Below are 19,202 nucleotides of genomic sequence, written 5' to 3' on the forward strand. Positions count from 1 at the left end.
CGTTAGGTCTGTTGAAGCGGGGGCGAGAGTTTAGCAGGGCAAGCCCTGCCAGATGATGTTGGCCAGGCCTTGTAGCTACCAGTCGTCGCCCGCCGTACTCAGTTAGGGGCCGGAATGCTCTAGTCTATGCGCGCCGTGACCACCTTAGGCTGTTCAGTCACCGCTCCGCTTCGCACAAGGAGGTGTGCCGTCGAGGTGGCCAACCATCCTCTTGCTCCGCACGAACCGGGGACACACCGTGACCGCGCCCATCCAACCCATGCGTCTGGTTCTGTTGGCCGACGAGCCCGAGTGGGGCGAACGTCTGCGCGCTGCGCTGGCCGCGTTACGTAGCCCACACATGCTGCTGGTCGCCGGCGACTGGCCTGGCGCCGCTGCGCATCTGGCCGAAGCAGGGCACGGCCTGCTGCTTACCACACCGCGCCGCCGCCCGGCTTCGGGGCGCTTCCCCGGGCCCACCATTCTGTTGCTCGACGAAGAACCGGACGAGGCGCCCGAGGGCGTCGTCGACTGGCTGGTCGCTCCGCAATTCAACCCCGATGTGTTGCGCCGCAGCCTGCGTTATGCACGGGAACGGTGCGCCCTGCATGGGGCCTTGCAGCGCCTGGCCGAGCAGGACCCGCTGACCGGTATCGCCAACCGCCAGGGATTCCAGGCGCTTCTTGTCGGGGAGCTGGCCGAGCATGATGGCGAGGGACTGGCCCTGGGACTGCTGGATCTGGACAACTTCCGGCGGGTCAACGAGACGCTCGGGCATCGGGCCGGTGACGGGTTGATCCTGCAGGTGGTGGCGCGGTTGAAGGCGCAGCTGGAAGTCGGGGACCGGATCGCGCGGCTGGGGGGCGACGAATTCGGTCTGCTGCTCGATACCGGCCGCCGTTCCGGGCGCGCCGAGCAGGTAGCCGATCGGGTGGTTGAAGCCCTGGCCGAGCCCTACTGGCTCGATGGCGAAAGCCTGATGCTCGGTTGCAGCCTCGGGCTGGCCCACGCCAAGTCCGATACCGATGCCGATCAGCTGCTGTGGCTGGCGCAGGTCGCCATGCGCCAGGCGAAGGCCAGGCAAGGGTGTACCTGGTATCTCTACAACGAGCGGGTCAACCGCAACGCCAGCAGCCTGGCGGATCTGGAGGGCGAGCTGCGCCGTGCGCTACGTCGCGACGACCTGGAGCTGCATTATCAGCCGCGGCTGTGCATGGAGACCGGTCGCATCGTCGGGCTGGAGGCGCTGGTGCGCTGGCGGCATGCCTCGCGCGGTCTGCTGGCGCCGAATGAGTTCATCCCCATGGCAGAGGAGAGCGGGCTGATCGTACCGCTGGGCTACTGGGTGATTTCGCGGGCGCTGCGTGACATGCAGAGCCTGCGCGAAAAGGGTTCCGGCGAGCTGCACATGGCGGTCAACCTGTCCTTCCGGCAGTTTCAGGACAGCCAGCTGCTGATCACCCTGCAGCGATTGATCGAGGAGCGCGGCGTGGATCCGCGCTGGCTCGAATTCGAGCTCACCGAGACGGCGGTGATGCGCCGCAGCGAACAGGTCAGCGGAACCATGAGCGCCCTGGCGGAGCTGGGGGTGCGCTTTTCGCTGGACGATTTCGGCACCGGTTTCTCGTCGTTCGTGCACTTGAATCGACTGCCCATCAGCTTGCTGAAGATCGACAAGAGCTTCGTCGACGAGGTCAGCGCCAAGGCGGACAACAGCCTGGTGCAGGCCATGATCGGCCTGGCTCACGATCTGGGGCTGGAAGTGGTGGCCGAGGGCGTGGAGCGGGCAGGTCAGTTGAAGCTGCTGGAGCGCTACGGGGCCAATCAGGTGCAGGGCTACCTGATCAGCAAGCCGTTGCCGCTGGCGGAACTGGAAACGTACCTGAGCAATCGCGAAAAACCGGAAGGCGTTGCGCAAGCCTAGGCCATTGCACACACGCCTTCCGACGAGATTGCCTATCGAACCATGTGCAGGAAGTGCATGTGCTTCTCGTACTGATCGAGGATGTCGCCGATGACGCCTTCGCGGCTCCAGCCCATCACGTCGTAATTCTGGCCGCCCTCCTTGAGATGCACTTCAGCGCGGTAGTAGTTGCGCTCGTCATCGTCGCCTTCTTCGGTGACGACGAAGCTCGGCATCGGATAGCCGCGCGGACGGATCTGATAGATGAAATCGGGCGCGCCCTCATGGGCGATCTGCAGCCCGGTACGGTTGTCTTCGCCGCTGGTCAGCTCGACGTCGTAGCCCTGCTGACGCAGCTCTTCGGCCACTGCGGCACAGGCCGGCGCGGCGACTTCGCGGATGAAACGCTCGACGTCGCGCCGGCGTGGATACTTGGTCAGGTTCTGTATGCGCCGCCGCCAGCCGCCTTCCGATTGCGGCGCGGTGGGCGTGGTATTGAGTGACTGATAGCGCAGGCCCTGCTTGGTGGCATCGACACGCAAGGCCTTGAGCAGACCCCACATGGCGCAGAGCAGCACCAGGGTGAAGGGCAGTGCGCTGGCGATCGTGGCCGTCTGTAGCGCAGTCAGGCCATCGGCGAGCAGCAGCGCGATGGCCACCGCGCCCATGGAACCGGCCCAGAAGACGCGCTGCCAGACCGGGGTCTGGCCCTCGCCACCCGAGGCGAGCATGTCCACCACCAGCGCTCCGGAATCGGCCGAGGTGACGAAGAACACCACCACCATGACGATGGCGATCAGCGACAGCAGCGCAGCGAAGGGGAAGTGCTCGAGAAAGGCGAACAGCGCCAACGAGCTGTCCCGCTCGATGGCCTCGCCCAGGCTGGTGACGTGGTCCCAGAGAATCATATGGATGGCGGTATCGCCGAACACCGTCATCCACAGCAGTGTGAAGGCAGTGGGCACCAGCAACACGCCGGTGACGAATTCACGGATGGTGCGCCCGCGCGAGATGCGCGCGATGAACAGGCCGACAAAGGGCGACCAGGCCAGCCACCAGCCCCAGTAGAACAGCGTCCAGCCGCCAATCCAGTCGTTGGGCTCGTAGGCGTAGAGGTTGAAGGTCGCCGTGATGATCTGCGAGAAGTAGTTGCCGGTGTTCTGCACGAAGGTCTGCAGGATGAATACGGTTGGGCCGGCGATCAGTACCAGCAGCAGCAACAGCACGGCCAGCGACAGGTTCAGTTCCGACAGGCGGCGCACGCCCTTGTCCAGCCCGGTGACCACCGAGATGGTCGCCAGCAAGGTGGTGCCGGCGATCAGCGCGATCTGTACCGGTATGGATACCGGCAGTCCGTAGAGGTGGTTCAGTCCGGTGTTGATCTGGGTGACGCCTAGTCCGAGGGACGTCGCGACGCCGAGCACGGTGCCAATGATGGCGAAGATATCCACGGCGTGGCCTATCGGCCCGTGAATACGTTCGCCGATCAGCGGGTACAGGGCCGAGCGCAGTGTCAGCGGCAGGCCTTGGCGAAAGCTGAAATAGGCCAGAATCATCGCCACGATGGCGTAGATGGCCCAGGCGTGCAGCCCCCAGTGGAAGAAGGTGATTTTCATCGCGTCGCGTGCGGCTATCACCGTGCCGCCTTCGCCAACCGGGGGCGAAAGGAAGTGCATCACCGGCTCGGCGACGCCGAAGAACATCAGGCCGATGCCCATGCCCGCCGAGAACAGCATCGAGAACCAGGTCAGGTAGCTGTAGTCGGGCTCACTGTGGTCGGGGCCGAGCTTGATTTCCCCGTACCGGCTGAGCGCCAGCAACACGACCATCAGCAGGATGATCGCCACGGCGAGAATGTATAGCCAGCTGACGTTGGCGATGATCCAGGCCTGAACGTCGCTGAACACAGCCTGAGCGTGTTCGGGGGCGGCGACGCTGTAGATCACCAGTAGCAGGACCAGGATGGCGGAACCGTAGAAAACGGGTGGATTGAGGGTGGAAGGTGAAGACGTGTTGGCCTCCATGCTGCGCTCCTTTGATAACCGATGGGGAGTGGCCGCCTGTGGCGAAGAGGACGCAATCTAGCATATCGGTCTGTTCCGACCGGATGCGGCGGCGGTCCACTGGACGGGCTTACCCAGGTTGTGACCGCGTGAAGGGCCGGTTTGCAGCCAACCTTTTCGGTCTTTCGAGTTGTTTCCAGCAGGCGAGGACGCGAATCAGCCGGCCTGGCTTCCGGGTCGGTACTGCAGGGCTTCGGCCAGGTGCGCACGACCGATCGAGGTCGCTTGCTGCAGATCCGCCAGCGTTCGCGCGACTTTCAGGATCCGATGCGCCGCGCGCAATGACAGTCCGAGGCGCTCGCAGGCCCGTTCCAGCCATTGCTGGTCCTCCGGTTGCAGCTGGCAATGACTGCGCAGGCCGGTGAGGTCGAGGAAGGCATTGGCGCAGCCTTGGCGCTGTAGCTGGATGCGCCGCGCCTCGGCAACCTTGGCAGCGACCTCGACGGTGGTTTCGCTGCCCGCCAGTGGTGCGTTCAGCGCCGTCGCCTCGCGAGCGACCGTCAGGTGCAGGTCGATACGATCGAGCAGTGGACCGGAGAGCTTGCCGCGGTAGCGCTGGATCTGGTCTGGCGAGCAGCGGCAGCGCCCGCTGGGGTCGCCCAGATAGCCGCAGGGGCAGGGGTTCATCGCCGCGACCAGCTGAAAGCGAGCCGGGAAGCGCACCTTGTCACGCGCGCGGGCGATAACGATGCATCCCGATTCCAGTGGCTCGCGAAGCACCTCGAGCACCTTGCGATCGAATTCCGGCAGCTCGTCCAGGAACAGCACGCCCTGATGCGCCAAGGTGATTTCGCCCGGTCGCGGTCGACTACCACCGCCGACCAGTGCCGGTCCCGATGCACTGTGATGGGGCTGACGAAACGGCCGCTGCGGCCAGTGCTCCAGCGGTGACTGGCTGGCGACCGAATGAATGGCGGCGACTTCCAGCGCCTCCTGTTCTTCCAAAGGCGGCAACAATCCGGGCAGGCGGCTGGCCAGAAGGGTCTTGCCGGTGCCTGGCGGGCCGGAGAACAACAGGTTGTGGGCGCCGGCCGCAGCGACCAGCAATCCGCGCTTGGCTGCCGCCTGCCCCTGAACCTCGGCGAGGTCGGGGTAGGGCAACACCTGGCGCAGCAGCCCCTGCGCCTGGAAGGGCTCGATCGGGGTCGCTCCGTTGAAGTGTGCGGCTACCTCGAGCAGGTGATCCGCGGCGTAGACCACCAGACCGGACGCCAGGCTGGCTTCCTCGGCATTGGCCCTGGGCACCAGCAGTGCGCGTCCGGCCTTGCGCGCCGCCAAGGCAGCGGGCAATACACCTTGCACCGGACGCAACGCTCCGGAGAGTGCCAGCTCGCCGAGGCATTCGAGACTCTCCAGACGGTCACCAGGGATTTGCGCACTGGCGGCAAGAATGCCCAAGGCGATCGCGAGATCGAAGCGACCGCCGTCTTTCGGCAGATCGGCCGGGGCGAGATTGAGCGTGATGCGACGGGCGGGAAAATCGAAGCCGGAGGTCAGAATCGCGCTGCGCACACGGTCCTTGCTTTCCTTGACGGCGGTTTCCGGCAGGCCGACCAGAGCGAGCGAGGGCAGGCCGTTGGCCAGATGCGCCTCGACCGTGACGGCAGGCGCCTCCACGCCGACCTGAGCGCGGCTGTGGACGATTGCAAGGGACATTCGATCACTCCTTTGATCGTTGCCAGCGGATTACTCCGTGAGTGGCGTTAGCTTTTCTTCCAGCTCGGCAACCTTGGCTGCCAGCGCCTCGAGACGTGCGCGGGTGCGGGCCAGCACGACCATCTGGCCGTCGAATTCCTCTCGGCTGACCACGTCGAGCTTGCTCAAGGCGCCCTGCACGATGCCCTTGAACTGGGCTTCGATTTCAGCACGAGGCAAGGGGTTTTCTCCGTTGAACAGGCGCGAAGCCTGGGCGCCGACGGCGTCGAGGAAAGCTTTGGGCGGGAACATGCGAATCACCTGTTTTCTGAGCGGCTGGCAGTGTAGCACGGCCGCACGGCAGCCCTTTTCCGCGCGTCGTGCCCGTTTGGGTGCACGGGGTGATCTTGATCGGCACCAAGCTGGTGCATCGCTTGGTCGCTTCGCCCCATGCATCAGCCGCGACAGCCCGGCGCACCGCGCAAAATCGGATGCTCGCTGGAATTGGCATCGATTCTGCTTGGCTCATCGTGACGCATGCATCGACAGGTTGCGGTGCATAGGCGATTCGGGACGTTTCGTCGGATTGGTTGATGGTGTCGGAAGGTCGCTCCGCTACGTCGGCGCGTTACAAGAGCCAGACACTGCGCTTAGACTTGAGCCGGGTTCGTACTTCTGGGGCAAGTCCACCTAAACGGGAGAAGTTTTCATGAAACTAGTCACTGCCATCATCAAGCCGTTCAAGCTGGACGACGTGCGCGAGTCGCTGTCCGAGATTGGCGTTCAGGGCATCACGGTCACCGAGGTCAAGGGTTTCGGTCGCCAGAAGGGGCATACCGAGCTCTATCGCGGTGCCGAATATGTCGTCGATTTTCTGCCGAAAGTGAAGATCGACGTGGCGATTGCTGACGATCAGCTCGATCGCGTGATCGAGGCCATCACCAAGGCGGCCAACACCGGCAAGATCGGCGACGGCAAGATTTTCGTCGTCAATCTGGAACAGGCCATTCGCATCCGTACAGGCGAAACCGATACCGACGCAATCTGACGGCCCGGCGCGTAGCGATCTGACGAGTCGGCGGTAACGCCCTACTCGCCACGCGCCACCGAACGTTTGCGATTGCCTGCCTGGCAGGCCTACGAACCCCCCACGCCCCAGGAGTAAAACCATGACTCTGCGAAAATTCGCAGGGCTAGGAGCCCTTTTGTCTCTGATTTGCCCCGGCATCGCCATGGCGCAGGAGGCAACGCTTGATTCCGGCGATACGGCATGGATGCTCACAGCCACTGCGCTGGTGTTGTTCATGACGATTCCAGGCCTGGCGCTGTTCTACGGCGGCATGGTCCGTTCGAAGAACATCCTCTCGGTGATGATGCAGTGCTTCGCCATTACCGGCCTGATGAGCATCCTCTGGATGGTCTACGGCTACAGCCTGGCCTTCGACACGGCGGGGATGGAAGCCGGCGTCACCAACCTCAACTCCTTCGTCGGCGGTCTCGGGCGTGCCTTCCTCAGCGGCCTGACGCCAGACAGCCTGACCGGCAGCGTGCCGGAGAGCGTCTTCATCACCTTCCAGATGACCTTCGCCATCATCACCCCGGCGTTGATCGTCGGTGCCTTCGCCGAGCGCATGAAATTCTCCGCGATGCTGGTGTTCATGGGCGTCTGGTTCACCCTGGTCTATGCGCCCATCGCACATATGGTCTGGGGCGGCGACGGCGGTCTGCTGTGGGACTGGGGCGTACTCGACTTCGCCGGCGGCACCGTGGTGCACATCAATGCCGGTATCGCCGGGCTGGTGGCGTGCATCGTGCTCGGCAAGCGCAAGGGCTTTCCGACAACACCGATGGCACCGCATAACCTCGGGCTGACCCTGGTCGGCGCTGCCATGCTCTGGATCGGCTGGTTCGGCTTCAACGCCGGTTCTTCGCTGGCCTCCAACGGCACCGCCGGCATGGCCATGCTGGTGACCCAGATCGCCACCGCGGCCGCCGCGTTGAGCTGGATGTTCGCCGAGTGGATGACCCACGGCAAACCCAGCGCGCTGGGCATCGCCTCCGGCGTGGTTGCCGGGCTGGTGGCGATCACCCCGGCGGCCGGCACGGTCGGGCCGATGGGAGCGCTCATCATCGGTCTGGTCTCCGGCGCGATCTGCTTCTTCTGCGCCACCAGCCTCAAACGCAAGCTCGGTTACGACGACTCCCTGGACGCCTTCGGCGTACACGGCGTCGGCGGCATTGTCGGAGCGCTGCTTACCGGCGTGTTCGCGGCGCCGGCGCTGGGCGGCTTCGGCGAGGTGGAGAATGTCGCCCTGCAGCTGTGGATCCAGTTCAAAGGCGTGCTCTTCACGGTCGTGTACACCGCCATTGTGACCTTCGTGATTCTCAAGGTGATCGATGCGGTGATGGGCCTGCGGGTCAGCGAAGAGGAAGAAACCATCGGCCTCGACCTCAGCCTGCACAACGAGCGCGGCTACAACCTGTAAGCACACGGAGTGCGCCCGGAGCCAACCCGGGCGCCTTAACCGAACGGCGTCACAAGGCGCCACGGAAAAGGTGATAACAAATGGATAGCACAGCACTGATACCCGTTCAGTACGGACTCGATACCTTCTACTTCCTCATCTGCGGCGCGCTGGTGATGTGGATGGCGGCCGGATTCTCGATGCTCGAGGCGGGGCTGGTTCGCGCCAAGAACACCGCCGAGATCCTGACCAAGAACATCGTGCTCTACGCGCTGGCTTCGATCATGTACCTGCTGATCGGCTACTACATCATGTACTCGAGCCCGGAAGGCGGCATCCTGCCGAGCCTGGGCTTTCTGATCGGCGATGAGCATGCGGTGGACGTGGTCGCCGCCGGTGGCGAAGGCGCGCCTTACTATTCGACCCGTGCCGATTTCTTCTTCCAGGTGGTGTTCGCCGCAACCTGTATGTCGGTGGTATCCGGTGCCGTGGCCGAGCGGATGAAACTGTGGGCCTTCATCGTCTTCGCGGTAGTGATGACCGGTGTCATCTATCCGGTGCAGGGTTTCTGGAAATGGGGTGGCGGCTTCCTCGACGCGGCTGGTTTCCTCGATTTCGCCGGCTCCGGCCTGGTGCACATGGCGGGCGCTTCGGCTGCTCTGGCTGGCGTACTGCTACTTGGCCCGCGCAAGGGCAAGTACGGTCCGAACGGTCAGATCAACGCGATTCCTGGCGCCAACCTGCCACTGGCCACCCTCGGTGCGTTCATCCTGTGGATGGGCTGGTTCGGCTTCAACGGCGGCTCGCAGTTGAAGATGAGCACCATCGAGGACGCCAATGCGGTCGCTCAGGTGTTCACTAACACCAATATGGCAGCCGCCGGCGGCTTGGTCGCGGCGCTAATCACGGCGCGCCTGCTGTTCGGCAAGTCCGACCTGACCATGGTGCTCAACGGTGCATTGGCCGGCCTGGTGGCGATTACCGCCGAGCCGCTGACGCCGAGCGCTCTGCAGTCCGTGCTGATCGGCGGCGTCGGTGGTGTGCTGGTGGTGTTCAGCATCCTCGCCCTGGACAAGCTCAAGCTCGATGACCCGGTTGGTGCCATTTCGGTGCACGGTGTGGTCGGCATGTGGGGATTGCTGGCGGTGCCGCTGACCAATGCCGAGGCCAGCTTCGGTGCACAGCTGCTGGGCCTAGTTTCGATCTTCGCCTGGGTGTTCATCGCCAGCTTGATCGTCTGGGGCATTATCAAGGCGGTGATGGGCCTGCGCGTCAGCGAAGAGGAAGAATACGAGGGTGTCGATGTGGTCGAGTGTGGCCTGGAAGCCTACCCGGAATTCACCAGCAAGCGCTGAGCCTTCCGGACTATGACAAGGGCGCCTCCGGGCGCCCTTTGTTTTTTCTGCCGCCGCGCTAGAATGCGCCCGTTCAGGTGTTCGCGGGAGAATCCGGCATGTGGCAACAGACGCTGATCACGCTGCGACCGAAGCCGCGAGGCTTTCACCTGATTACCGACGAGCTGTTGGCTCAATTACCGGAACTGCATCAGTGCCGGGTCGGTCTGTTACACCTGTGGCTGCGTCATACCTCGGCCTCGTTGACCGTCAACGAAAATGCCGACGGCGCGGTACGGCGTGATTTCGAGCGATTCTTCAACCGCCTGGTGCCGCAAGGCCAGGCGGGTTACGAACATGACTACGAAGGGCCGGACGATCTGCCGGCGCATTTCAAGGCGAGTCTGCTCGGCTGTCAGCTGAGTGTGCCAGTCAACGAGGGGCGACTGGCACTGGGAACCTGGCAGGGTATCTACCTGGGTGAGCATCGCGACCAGGGAGGTTCCAGGCAGGTGCTTGTGACGTTGCATGGAATGGCGAGTTGAATTTCTTTTGGCGATAGGCGAACAGGCACATCGCTGGGCTATAACTTCCGCTTTGGCATGGTACGAGGTTGAACATGAGTGACGAAGAATTAGAACAAGACGATCTGGACGTGAACGACGAGGAGGACGACGAGGAGCTGGCGCCGGCCGACGAGGGTGATGCCGACAACAGCGCCGACGACGAAAGCACCGACAGCGATCGTGCGACTCCGACGAGCAAGAAGGCCAAGGCCAAGTCTGTGGTCGTCGAAGAGCTGCCGAGCCTGGAAGCCAAGCAGAAGGAGCGCGAGGAGCTGGCGCGTGCGATGGAAGAATTTCTCGCACGTGGTGGCCGGGTGCAGGAAGTCGAGCCCAACGTCGTGGCCGACCCGCCGAAGAAGCCGGACAGCAAGTACGGCAGCCGCCCGATCTAATCGGCTAAGCCGTAAAACGCTTGGCGTTGGAAGGCTAGAGGTTGGAAAGCTGGAAGGCTGACCGACGAGCGCTTCTGCGCAGCGCCGAGCCAGGTAAGCGGTCATTGCAACAAAGCCCAGTACCGACGTGCTGGGCTTTGTTGCATCTGGCGCAAGGAGCCGGCTAACGCCAGTTGGCGAGCAACGCGGGCAGCTCGGCCAGGCTGCGCACCTCGGCATCCGGCCGGACATCATGCTCCCAGGGTTTGCCCGCGGGGTTGAACCAGATCGCCCGAACGCCGGCGCGCTGCGCCCCGCCAATGTCGTCGTCGGGATGATCGCCTATGTGTACGGCATGCTCGGCAGCCACGTCAGCACGCATCAGTGCCTCCTGAAATGGCCGCGGATCCGGCTTGCCGACACCCAGCTCTTCGGCGCAGAGCGTGAACTGGAAATAGTCGGCCAGGCCCAGGCGGCGAACATCGGCGTTGCCGTTGGTCAGGACCCCGAGCATGTAGTGGTTGGCCAGGTGCTCCAGCGTCGGATGCACGTCGGGGAACAGGTCGATGGCGTGCCGCGCTTCGAGAAACACCTCGAACGCCTGGTCGGCGATAGCCTGCGCCTCGTTTGGCGAATAGCCGGCGTCATGCAGCGCATGAAACAGAATGCGCCGCCGCAACTCGCTGATGCGATGCTTGAGGTCCGGTTCGGATTCGATCAGCAGACGGCGGATCGCCGCCAACGATTCGATTGGGAAACCGCCCAGGCGTGGTGCGTGCTGGCCGAGCCAATCACGCAGACGGGTCTCCGCGCTCTGGATGACCGGGCCGACATCCCACAGGGTATCGTCGAGATCGAAGGTAATCAGCTGAATGCTCATGGCTCGCCGTCCTGTTTGCGCTTGGCTCGCGGGTGCGCCTGGTCGTAGATCTTCGCCAAGTGCTGAAAGTCCAGGTGGGTGTAGATCTGTGTGGTACCGATGTCGGCATGGCCGAGCAGTTCCTGCACCGAGCGTAGGTCCTGCGAGGACTCAAGCAGGTGACTGGCAAAGCTGTGACGGAGCATGTGTGGATGCAGATGTTGGCCGAGCTCGCGGACCCCGGCCTGGCGAACTCGCAACTGCACCGCGCGGGGGCTGAGACGGCGCCCCTGCTGGCTGACGAACAGCGCATCGTCGGCCGGACGGCTCAGTGCCCGCAATGGTAGCCAGGCCTGTAACGCCTCTCGAGCCTTGCGGCCGACCGGCAGTACACGCTCCTTGCTGCCCTTGCCAAGGACCCGGACCAACCCGGCTGGCAAATCGAGCTGCTGCAGGTTCAACCCGACCAGTTCGGCCAGACGCAGCCCGGACGAGTAGAACAGCTCGAGCATGGCCTGATCGCGATGACCGATGAAATCGTCTTCGACGCCGCCGTCCAGCAACTGCATCGCGCGGTCGGTATCGAGCAGGCGCGGCAGGCGCTTTTCACCTTTCGGTGGTGCGATACCGGCGGCCGGGTCATGGGCGCAACGGCCTTGCTGGTTCAGGTAGCGGAACAGACCGCGCAACGAGGAGAGCAATCGCGCCAGGCTGCGGCTGGACTGCCCTTGGCGATGGCCCTCGGCGACCAACTGACGGACCTGCGCGGCCTTCAGCGATTCCCAGGCGTCGATCCGTTGCCGGCCGCAGAAGGCCAGCACCTTGGTGAGATCGCGGCGATACCCGTCGAGCGTGTGGGGCGACACCTGGCGCTCATGGCGCAGATGGTCGAGGTAGGTATCCAGATCGGTTTGCATGGGTAAGGCCTCAAGAGCCGATAACAGCGCTGGAGGCTTGAAAGCTGGACGGGTGAGCGTAGGAGGCGAAAGCTTTACGGTCGTACCGAGAGCGCCCTGGCGCTGTCCAGCCTCCAGCCTTCAGCGTACCGAGCGCAGCGGCGTGGAGTAATTCGGCAGAACCCGCGTCAGCACCTCGGCGATGTAGCTGAGGAACAGCGTGCCCAACGAACTCTTGTAGTGTTGCGGATCCTGGCTGCCGATCGCGAGGATGCCTTGCTGCTGGTTGAGCGCAACGACCGCGGCCGAGCCAATGCCGCTGCTGTCTTCTTCACCGAACAGGAACGTCAGCTCATGCGGGCGGAGCACGCCGCAAACGGTCTTGCCGCTGCCGAGCAGGCCACCGATCGCCTGCTGCGCTTCGGCAGCCGTAACGCTACGGCCAACCGGCAACGGGGTTTCGCTGAACAGGATCAGGCTGACGTAGGGCACCTGGAATTCATGCCGCAGGCTTTCGTCCACCGCGCCGATGACCTCTTCCAGGCTGTTGGCATCGAGCAGATCGAGCACCAGGCGACGGGTCTTGTCGAAGAGCCGGTCGTTGTCGCGGGCGACGTCCATCAGCTGCGCCAGCCGGTGGCGCATTTCGATGTTGCGCTCGCGCAGCAGCTTGACCTGGCGCTCGACCAGCGACACGGCGCCACCGGGCAAATGCGGGATGCGCAGTTCGGGAATCAATTCATCGTGATCGACAAAGAATTCCGGGTGGGCGCGCAGGTAGGCCGCGACGGTTTCGGCGTCCGGCAACTGCGGCTTGTCCTGGTTCTGCTCGGTCATAGGCGAACTTGTCCTTCGAAAACGCGAACGGCGGGGCCGGTCATCATAACCGGCTGTCCCGGACCTGCCCATTCGAAGGACAGACGGCCGCCGGGCAGATCGATCTGTACGGGCGAGTCCATCCAGCCCTGGCGTATCGCAGCCACGGCGGCGGCACAGGCACCGGTGCCGCAGGCCTGGGTTTCGCCAGCGCCACGTTCCCAGACGCGGAGTTTCGCGTGCTGGCGGTCGACGACCTGCAGAAAGCCGGCGTTGACTCGCTGCGGGAAGCGCGGGTGATGCTCGATCTTCGGCCCCAGCTCATGCACCGGCGCGGTGTTGACGTCGTCGACGCGCAGCACGGCGTGCGGATTGCCCATCGATAGCGCGGCGATTTCCAGTTGCTGACCGTCGACATCCAGCGGATAGCTCAGGGCTTCGCCTTCGGCCTGGAAGGGAATATCGGCCGGTACCAGGCGTGGCGGGCCCATGTCGACGCTGATCTGCCCGTCGGGGCGAATATCCAGCTCGATGATGCCGCCCTTGGTCTCGACGCGAATCTGCCGCTTCATGGTCAGACGCTTGTCGAGCACGAAGCGCGCGAAGCAGCGCGCGCCATTGCCGCATTGCTCCACCTCCGAGCCATCGGAGTTGAAGATGCGGTAGCGGAAATCGACGTCGGGGTCATGCGGCGGCTCGACCAGCAACAGCTGATCGAAGCCCACGCCCGTGTGCCGATCACCCCATTGCTTGGCGTGCTTGGGCTGGATATGCGCGTGCTGGCTGATCAGGTCGATGACCATGAAATCGTTGCCCAGGCCATGCATCTTGGTAAAACGCAAAAGCATCGTCGTGGCCTCAGGCAGGCAGCAGGCTTTCGCCAGCGTATAGCTCCTGCACGCTTTCGCGGCGGCGCACTTCGTAGGCGTCTTCCCCGTCCACCAGCACCTCGGCGGCACGGCCGCGGGTGTTGTAGTTCGAACTCATGACGAAGCCATAGGCGCCCGCCGAGCGAACGGCCAGCAGATCGCCCTCGGCAAGGACCAGCGGGCGCTCCTTGGCGAGGAAATCACCGGTCTCGCAGATCGGGCCGACGATGTCGTAGTGACGTGCTTCGCCATCGCGCGGCTGCACGGGTATCACGTCCATCCAGGCCTGGTACAACGCCGGGCGGATCAGGTCGTTCATCGCCGCATCGACGATGGCGAAGTCCTTGTGCTCGGTGTGCTTGAGGTATTCCACGCGGGTCAGCAGCACGCCGGCGTTGGCGACGATCGAGCGTCCGGGTTCGAACACCAGTGCCAGATCGCGCCCATCGATACGTTTGCGTACCGCCTGAATATAGTCGCCGGCCAACGGCGGTTGCTCCTCGCGATAGCGCACGCCGAGCCCGCCACCCAGATCCAGATGCTGGATGCGAATGCCGCGTACGGCCAGGCGGTCGATCAGCGCCAGCAGGCGATCGAGCGCGTCGAGGAACGGCGGCAGGGTGGTCAGTTGCGAGCCGATATGGCAATCGACGCCGATCACTTCGATATGGCTCAGCTCGTGAGCGCGGCCATAGACCGCGTCAGCGTTGGCAATGGCGATACCGAACTTGTTTTCCTTGAGCCCGGTGGAGATGTACGGGTGGGTGCCGGCATCCACATCCGGGTTGACCCGCAGCGACACCGGCGCCATCACGCCGAGTTCGGCGGCGACCTGCTGCAGCCGCTCGAGCTCCTCGGTGGATTCGACGTTGAAACAATGCACGCCGACTTCCAGTGCCCGGCGCATGTCGTCACGGCTCTTGCCCACGCCGGAAAAGACGATGCGATCCGGTTGGCCGCCGGCAGCGAGGACGCGCTCCAGCTCGCCAATGGAGACGATATCGAACCCGGCGCCCAGGCGCGCCAGCACATTCAGCACGCCGAGGTTGGAGTTTGCCTTCACGGCAAAGCAGACCAGGTGCGGCATGCCTTTCAGGGCATCGGCGTAGGCGTGATATTGCGCCTCGATATGGGCGCGCGAATAGACGTAGGTGGGGGTGCCGAAGCGTTGCGCGAGAGCGGGCAGCGCCACGCCCTCCGCGAAGAGTTGACCGTCGCGGTACGAGAAGGCCTCCATAAATGCCTCCTTTACAGTTCGAATCGGTCTTTGGAACGCTCTTTGGCAGTAGCCGTGTCGTCCGGGTGATAAAGCGGGCCTTTCTGGCCGCAGCCGCCGAGTGCGGAAGCGAGAACCGCGAGTGCGATGAATGGAAGCAATAGGCGCTTCATTGGGGAGCAATCCTTGGAAAATCGATGGCCGGAGTATACCCAGCACCCACCGGATTGCCTATGTGGGCGCGCTCGCCGGCAGACATATCGCGCGCCGTCCGGGCCTGCGCTCGCTAGACGCGGCGATGGCCTGCTAAGCTCGTCGGGATCGTCGGTGGCCGGGTGCCGCCGTACAACCCGTACCGAAGGAAACCGATTCATGAGTTTGAGCGAAGCCCGCTTCCACGATCTAGTCGACGCCGTTCAGGAAGAAGTCGAGGATGTGTTCGATCACAGTGGCATGGATGTCGATCTGGACAACTCCGGCGGCGTGCTCACCGTGCGTTTCGAGAACGGCACGCAGCTGATCTTCAGCCGCCAACCCCCGCTGCGCCAGCTCTGGGTGGCGGCGCGCTCGGGTGGCTTCCATTTCGACTATGACGAAGCGTCGTCCTTGTGGATCTGCGACACCAATGACGAGCGCCTCGGGGAATTGCTGACCCGGGTCACGCAGGAGCAGGGCGGCGAGGCGCTCGATTTCGAGGAGCTTTGAGGCGAGGAGCGGCATGCCGGAATCTGCGCCGGCGCCTGAGCGCTGGTGGCCTTGCTAATTTAATTGGCTGTGATAGGGTCGAGTTCGGTTCAAAAAACCCCGCCTCCGGGCGGGGTTTTTGCTTTTTCTGACCTTTCACTTTCCAGCGGAGTTTATCCAGACCCATGACCAGCGCACCGCCCATCATCATCACGCAACCCGACGTGCAGCGGCTCGAGCGACTGCTCGATGGCCTGGCTGACTACGGTCCGGCCGCCGAGGCACTCGAAGAAGAGCTGTCCCGTGCCCAGGTGGTCGAGCGCAGCGAATTGCCCGCTGGCGTGGTATCGATGAACTCACGCGTTCATTGCCGCGAAGAAGGCAGTGGCAAGGATTACCACCTGACGCTGGTCTACCCGCAGGACGCCCGACAGGAGGGAACGGTCTCGGTGCTGGCGCCGGTCGGTAGCGCATTGTTGGGCATGAGCGTAGGCCAGCATATCGACTGGCCAACGCCGGGAGGCAAGGTGCTCAAGCTGACGCTGCTGGCGGTCGAGTACCAGCCGGAGGCCGCGGGCGACGTTCATCTGTGATGCCAGGCCTGTTCCCGCCACACCCTCAGATGGCGGCCAGCGCCTGATTGAGCGCTGCCTCGAGGTGCGCCTTGTAGCGCAAATGCTGCACGGTCTGGGTCTTGCCCCCGCCGTGCAGACCGGACAGGTCGAGGTCCGTGATGTAGCAGGGATAGCGCTCGCCGCCGCTACGCTGGGCGAGGATATAGCGGGCCACCGCGGCGAATAGCCCGGCGCCGTATTCCAGGCTGGAAAATTCCTGATGGTTGCAATACAGCGTTACCTGCGAACGGCCTTTTTCGCTGGGTTCGATGATCGCCTGGATGTCGTAGAACGGATCGCTGGCTTCTTCGCGTGGCGCCGCCCTGCGCTCGACGGTCAGCGGACGGTCCGGCGACGGCTGCTGTAGTCGATAGAAGAGGATGTCCATGGCCGCCAGACGGCTTTGCTCGAACGGTAGCTCGGTGGCGCGACGATAGCTCACCGATTGCAGGAAGCGTAGCAACGGCGTCAGCAGGCTCTGCTCGTCGCGATAGGGCACTTGCTGACGCCACAGAGCGTTGAATTCGTCCAGCACCGTCAGCTCCGCGACCACCCCCTGGATGCGATAGAACACCTGCAGACATTGTGCTCTCGCCTGCGCCAGGATCAGCGCCAGATCCAGGCCCTCCAAGGCATGCCGATCCACCCGTACCGGGCGATCCCGCTGGTGCGCCTCGCCCAGGTGGTCGACCAGGGCCGGCAGATCGCTGAGCTTCGTCTGCAGGACGTTGCCCGGGGTCAGCTCGAAGAGATGAAAGTGCTGGCGCACCTGCAGCAGGTAACGGCTGTCGCTCGCCTCGTCGAGGACGGTCTGGGCATCATTGAAGAGCGTTTCCACCCGCCGCGCGATGGCCAGCCCGGAGTGGCGGCAGAAGCAGCGCACCTGCAGTCTGGGGCGTATGCCGCGCGCGGGCAGCTCGTCGAGGTAGTCACGCAGGCAATCAGGCAATGCCGAGGCGCCTTCGTAGCGATTGGCGATCAGCTCGTTCCAGCTGTTCAGTGTGAGTCGGTCGATGCTCAGCACGAGGTTCTCGCGCGCCGCGCCATAGCCGAAGGGGTCGTTGCGCTCATCGAGCGACAGCGGATGTTCGGCGCTGAACGGGTCGAGCCCGATGTTCACCAACAACAGCACCTGGGCCGGCACCGCCGCGGTCAGCAGCGCATCCTCCGTCACGGTAGGTGGCGGCATGGGAAAGACCTGGCGCAGGTCGGTCAGCAGGGCGAACACTTCGGCCTCGCTCAATCCGCTGTCGCCAGGGTGAAGCGCCACATGCGTAGCACTGTCGACCACGCCGTTGCGATGGCACCAGCCGAGCAGCGGGATCAGCTCACGCGAGCGTTTCAGTGGAGAGAAGTGGGTGACTTCGCGGGCGTTCAGGTTGCCCTCATAGAGCGACCAGGAGACATCGCCTGCCGCGTCGTAGCCCTGCACCAGCGTCAGGCTGTGCTCGGCCATGTCCGGGGAGATGCCCAGGTTGATCGCCTCGATCTTGCCCGCCTTGCGCTCGATGGCAGCGTGCAGACGGCGACCGAGCACACCGAAATCGCGGCCGTTGATGCTGCTGGTGATCTGCAGGCGGCGCGCGAACTCGCTGAGAAATCGATAGGCGTAGGTCAGTTCGTTGACCAGCGCCCGGCGCTCCTGGTCGACCTGGCGAGTCTTCCACTGGCTGCGACCGTCGAGCTGGGCAAACTGGCGCTCGTCCCAGCCCCAGTCATGGGTGAGACGCTCGAGCAGCTGCCGCTTCCAGCCCTTGCTGCGACCGGTCACAGGGCGGCTCAGCGGCTTGTCGATTTTCAGATACAGGCAGCGCCGCAACAGCGCCAGGCGTTCCTGATCGCCACGGGCGAGGAGGTAGGTTTCTATCCGGCGGTACGCGACGATGTAGGGGTCCAGCTCATCGAGCACCAGGTGATTGGCGTACACCGCTTGTTTGAAGTCGAGGCCGAGGCAGCGCACCTGCGGGTGTTCGCTGGCATAGACCTCGACCAGCAGCAGCTTGAACAGTGACTTGTAGGGCGACTCGAGGGCCTTGTACAGCTGCCACAGGCCTGCGCCCAGGTATTCGCCCGGTGGAATGTCGCCAAGGCTGCCGAGGTCCAGCACCTCTTCGCTGCGTATGAAGCGCTTGTCCAGCAGCGTACGCACGTAGTGCTGGTAGCGATGCTCCTCATACGCGGGCACCAGCCACCACACCGGCGTGCGACCGCCGAGCCAGATGGCGGTGCGATAGAACTCGTCGAGCAGCAGATAGTGCTGGGTGGTGCCGCAGTCATCGGAGGTCAGTTGCGCTTCGCGCGCGCCCTGGGCGAAGCGCACCGGGTCGATCAGGAAGAAGTGCGCCTCGCAGCCCTGGGTCGCCGCCCAGGCCTGCAGCTGCTCGCCTTTGCGTTGAAGTTCGTCGAGCCGCGCGGGCGGCAGGTCCGGGTCATGACAGACCCAGACGTCCAGATCGCTCTGCTCACCCTGCGCGACCGTGCCCAGGCTGCCCATCAGGTACAGGCCCAGGATCGGCTGTGATGGCTTGCCGCGCAGGGGCTTGTAGGCGAACGAGCGGCTCAGGCGTTGGGCTTCAGCGAGGGTCTCGGCATCCGGCTCGAACCCGGCCAGGCCGGCCGGCGTGGTGCCTGATACATAACCCGGCAGGATCGGATGGTTGACGTGGAACAGGAGTGGCAACAGTTTGAGCACCGCCTGCTGGCGTGGCGACATGATCTGCCGAGTGCGCTCCAGGCGACCGGCGTTGACCGTCAGGAAGCGGTCACGGAGCGTACCGAGCTCCTTGCGGTCTATGCCTTCTTCGAGCGTGGGGCGGATTTCCTGGTGGCGGGTCATGCAGGCATTCGCAGGCAAACGGTTGGGGTGTCCGCCCTGATGGTCGAGGCAGCGGTAAAAAATAACATGGCGCAAGCCGGAAGCAAAAACGCAGGG

General features: G+C 64.0%; 18 protein-coding genes. 8 read left to right on the top strand and 10 right to left on the bottom strand.

What is annotated here, in order from left to right; translation table 11 throughout:
- The first annotated feature begins 259 nt into the window (after positions 1-259).
- Entirely contained in the window at positions 260-1,903 is a 1,644-nt protein-coding gene (locus KCX70_RS02170; RefSeq protein WP_212620276.1) for a putative bifunctional diguanylate cyclase/phosphodiesterase, read from the top strand.
- 32 nt (positions 1,904-1,935) lie between these two features.
- Here the strand turns inward: KCX70_RS02170 and KCX70_RS02175 are convergent, their stop codons facing one another.
- From KCX70_RS02175 to KCX70_RS02185, 3 genes are all read right to left on the bottom strand, one after another.
- A complete protein-coding gene (locus KCX70_RS02175) occupies positions 1,936-3,906 on the bottom strand; it encodes a BCCT family transporter (protein ID WP_021207153.1) in 1,971 nt (656 codons plus the stop codon).
- A 195-nt stretch (positions 3,907-4,101) separates the two neighbouring features.
- Positions 4,102-5,601 (bottom strand): YifB family Mg chelatase-like AAA ATPase, encoded by a 1,500-nt coding sequence (locus KCX70_RS02180; RefSeq protein ID WP_212619144.1) that lies wholly within the window; start codon positions 5,599-5,601, stop codon positions 4,102-4,104.
- Positions 5,602-5,631: 30 nt separating this feature from the next.
- Positions 5,632-5,892 carry an accessory factor UbiK family protein gene (locus tag KCX70_RS02185; protein ID WP_212619145.1) on the bottom strand — a complete coding sequence of 87 codons (261 nt, stop codon included), beginning with the start codon at positions 5,890-5,892 and terminating at the stop codon, positions 5,632-5,634.
- Positions 5,893-6,289: 397 nt separating this feature from the next.
- On the opposite strand from KCX70_RS02185, the gene glnK reads away from it, so the two are divergent.
- The 5 genes from glnK to sutA all read left to right on the top strand — a co-directional run bounded on the left by glnK (position 6,290) and on the right by sutA (position 10,337).
- Positions 6,290-6,628 carry a P-II family nitrogen regulator gene (glnK, locus tag KCX70_RS02190; RefSeq protein ID WP_003096476.1) on the top strand — a complete coding sequence of 113 codons (339 nt, stop codon included), beginning with the start codon at positions 6,290-6,292 and terminating at the stop codon, positions 6,626-6,628.
- A gap of 121 nt (positions 6,629-6,749) precedes the next feature.
- Positions 6,750-8,066, top strand: coding sequence for an ammonium transporter (locus KCX70_RS02195; RefSeq protein ID WP_212619146.1), 1,317 nt, complete (start codon positions 6,750-6,752; stop codon positions 8,064-8,066).
- Between the two features lie 80 nt (positions 8,067-8,146).
- Complete coding sequence (locus tag KCX70_RS02200) at positions 8,147-9,400, top strand: ammonium transporter (RefSeq protein WP_212619147.1); 1,254 nt, start codon at positions 8,147-8,149, stop codon at positions 9,398-9,400.
- A 98-nt stretch (positions 9,401-9,498) separates the two neighbouring features.
- Entirely contained in the window at positions 9,499-9,924 is a 426-nt protein-coding gene (locus KCX70_RS02205; protein WP_021207148.1) for a secondary thiamine-phosphate synthase enzyme YjbQ, read from the top strand.
- A 74-nt stretch (positions 9,925-9,998) separates the two neighbouring features.
- Positions 9,999-10,337: a transcriptional regulator SutA gene (gene sutA, locus KCX70_RS02210; protein WP_021207147.1), complete on the top strand. Its 339-nt coding sequence runs from the start codon at positions 9,999-10,001 to the stop codon at positions 10,335-10,337.
- 163 nt (positions 10,338-10,500) lie between these two features.
- Here sutA and KCX70_RS02215 read toward each other — a convergent pair whose 3' ends face one another.
- The 6 genes from KCX70_RS02215 to lptM all read right to left on the bottom strand — a co-directional run bounded on the left by KCX70_RS02215 (position 10,501) and on the right by lptM (position 15,145).
- Positions 10,501-11,196 carry an HAD family hydrolase gene (locus tag KCX70_RS02215; RefSeq protein ID WP_021207146.1) on the bottom strand — a complete coding sequence of 232 codons (696 nt, stop codon included), beginning with the start codon at positions 11,194-11,196 and terminating at the stop codon, positions 10,501-10,503.
- Positions 11,193-12,092, bottom strand: coding sequence for a tyrosine recombinase XerC (gene xerC, locus KCX70_RS02220; protein ID WP_212619148.1), 900 nt, complete (start codon positions 12,090-12,092; stop codon positions 11,193-11,195). The genes KCX70_RS02215 and xerC overlap by 4 nt, the downstream gene beginning before the upstream one ends.
- A 120-nt stretch (positions 12,093-12,212) precedes the next feature.
- A complete protein-coding gene (locus KCX70_RS02225; protein ID WP_102846447.1) occupies positions 12,213-12,908 on the bottom strand; it encodes a DUF484 family protein in 696 nt (231 codons plus the stop codon).
- The gene (gene dapF / locus KCX70_RS02230; protein WP_212619149.1) at positions 12,905-13,735 is read right to left on the bottom strand and encodes a diaminopimelate epimerase; all 831 of its coding nucleotides are present in this window, start codon (positions 13,733-13,735) and stop codon (positions 12,905-12,907) included. Before dapF ends, KCX70_RS02225 begins: the two co-directional genes overlap by 4 nt.
- Before the next feature lie 10 nt (positions 13,736-13,745).
- On the bottom strand, positions 13,746-14,993 hold the full coding sequence (gene lysA, locus KCX70_RS02235) for a diaminopimelate decarboxylase (protein ID WP_212619150.1): 1,248 nt from the start codon (positions 14,991-14,993) through the stop codon (positions 13,746-13,748).
- Positions 14,994-15,004: 11 nt separating this feature from the next.
- Entirely contained in the window at positions 15,005-15,145 is a 141-nt protein-coding gene (lptM, locus tag KCX70_RS02240; protein WP_021207141.1) for an LPS translocon maturation chaperone LptM, read from the bottom strand.
- 199 nt (positions 15,146-15,344) lie between these two features.
- On the opposite strand from lptM, the gene cyaY reads away from it, so the two are divergent.
- Both cyaY and rnk read left to right on the top strand, forming a co-directional pair.
- On the top strand, positions 15,345-15,677 hold the full coding sequence (gene cyaY, locus KCX70_RS02245) for an iron donor protein CyaY (protein ID WP_021207140.1): 333 nt from the start codon (positions 15,345-15,347) through the stop codon (positions 15,675-15,677).
- Between the two features lie 164 nt (positions 15,678-15,841).
- Entirely contained in the window at positions 15,842-16,249 is a 408-nt protein-coding gene (rnk, locus tag KCX70_RS02250; protein ID WP_212619151.1) for a nucleoside diphosphate kinase regulator, read from the top strand.
- Positions 16,250-16,274: 25 nt separating this feature from the next.
- On the opposite strand, the gene KCX70_RS02255 is transcribed toward rnk, so the two are convergent.
- Positions 16,275-19,106: a class I adenylate cyclase gene (locus tag KCX70_RS02255; RefSeq protein ID WP_212619152.1), complete on the bottom strand. Its 2,832-nt coding sequence runs from the start codon at positions 19,104-19,106 to the stop codon at positions 16,275-16,277.
- Between the last annotated feature and the right edge of the window lie 96 nt (positions 19,107-19,202).

This window comes from Stutzerimonas stutzeri (assembly GCF_018138085.1).
Lineage (GTDB): Bacteria > Pseudomonadota > Gammaproteobacteria > Pseudomonadales > Pseudomonadaceae > Stutzerimonas > Stutzerimonas stutzeri_AI.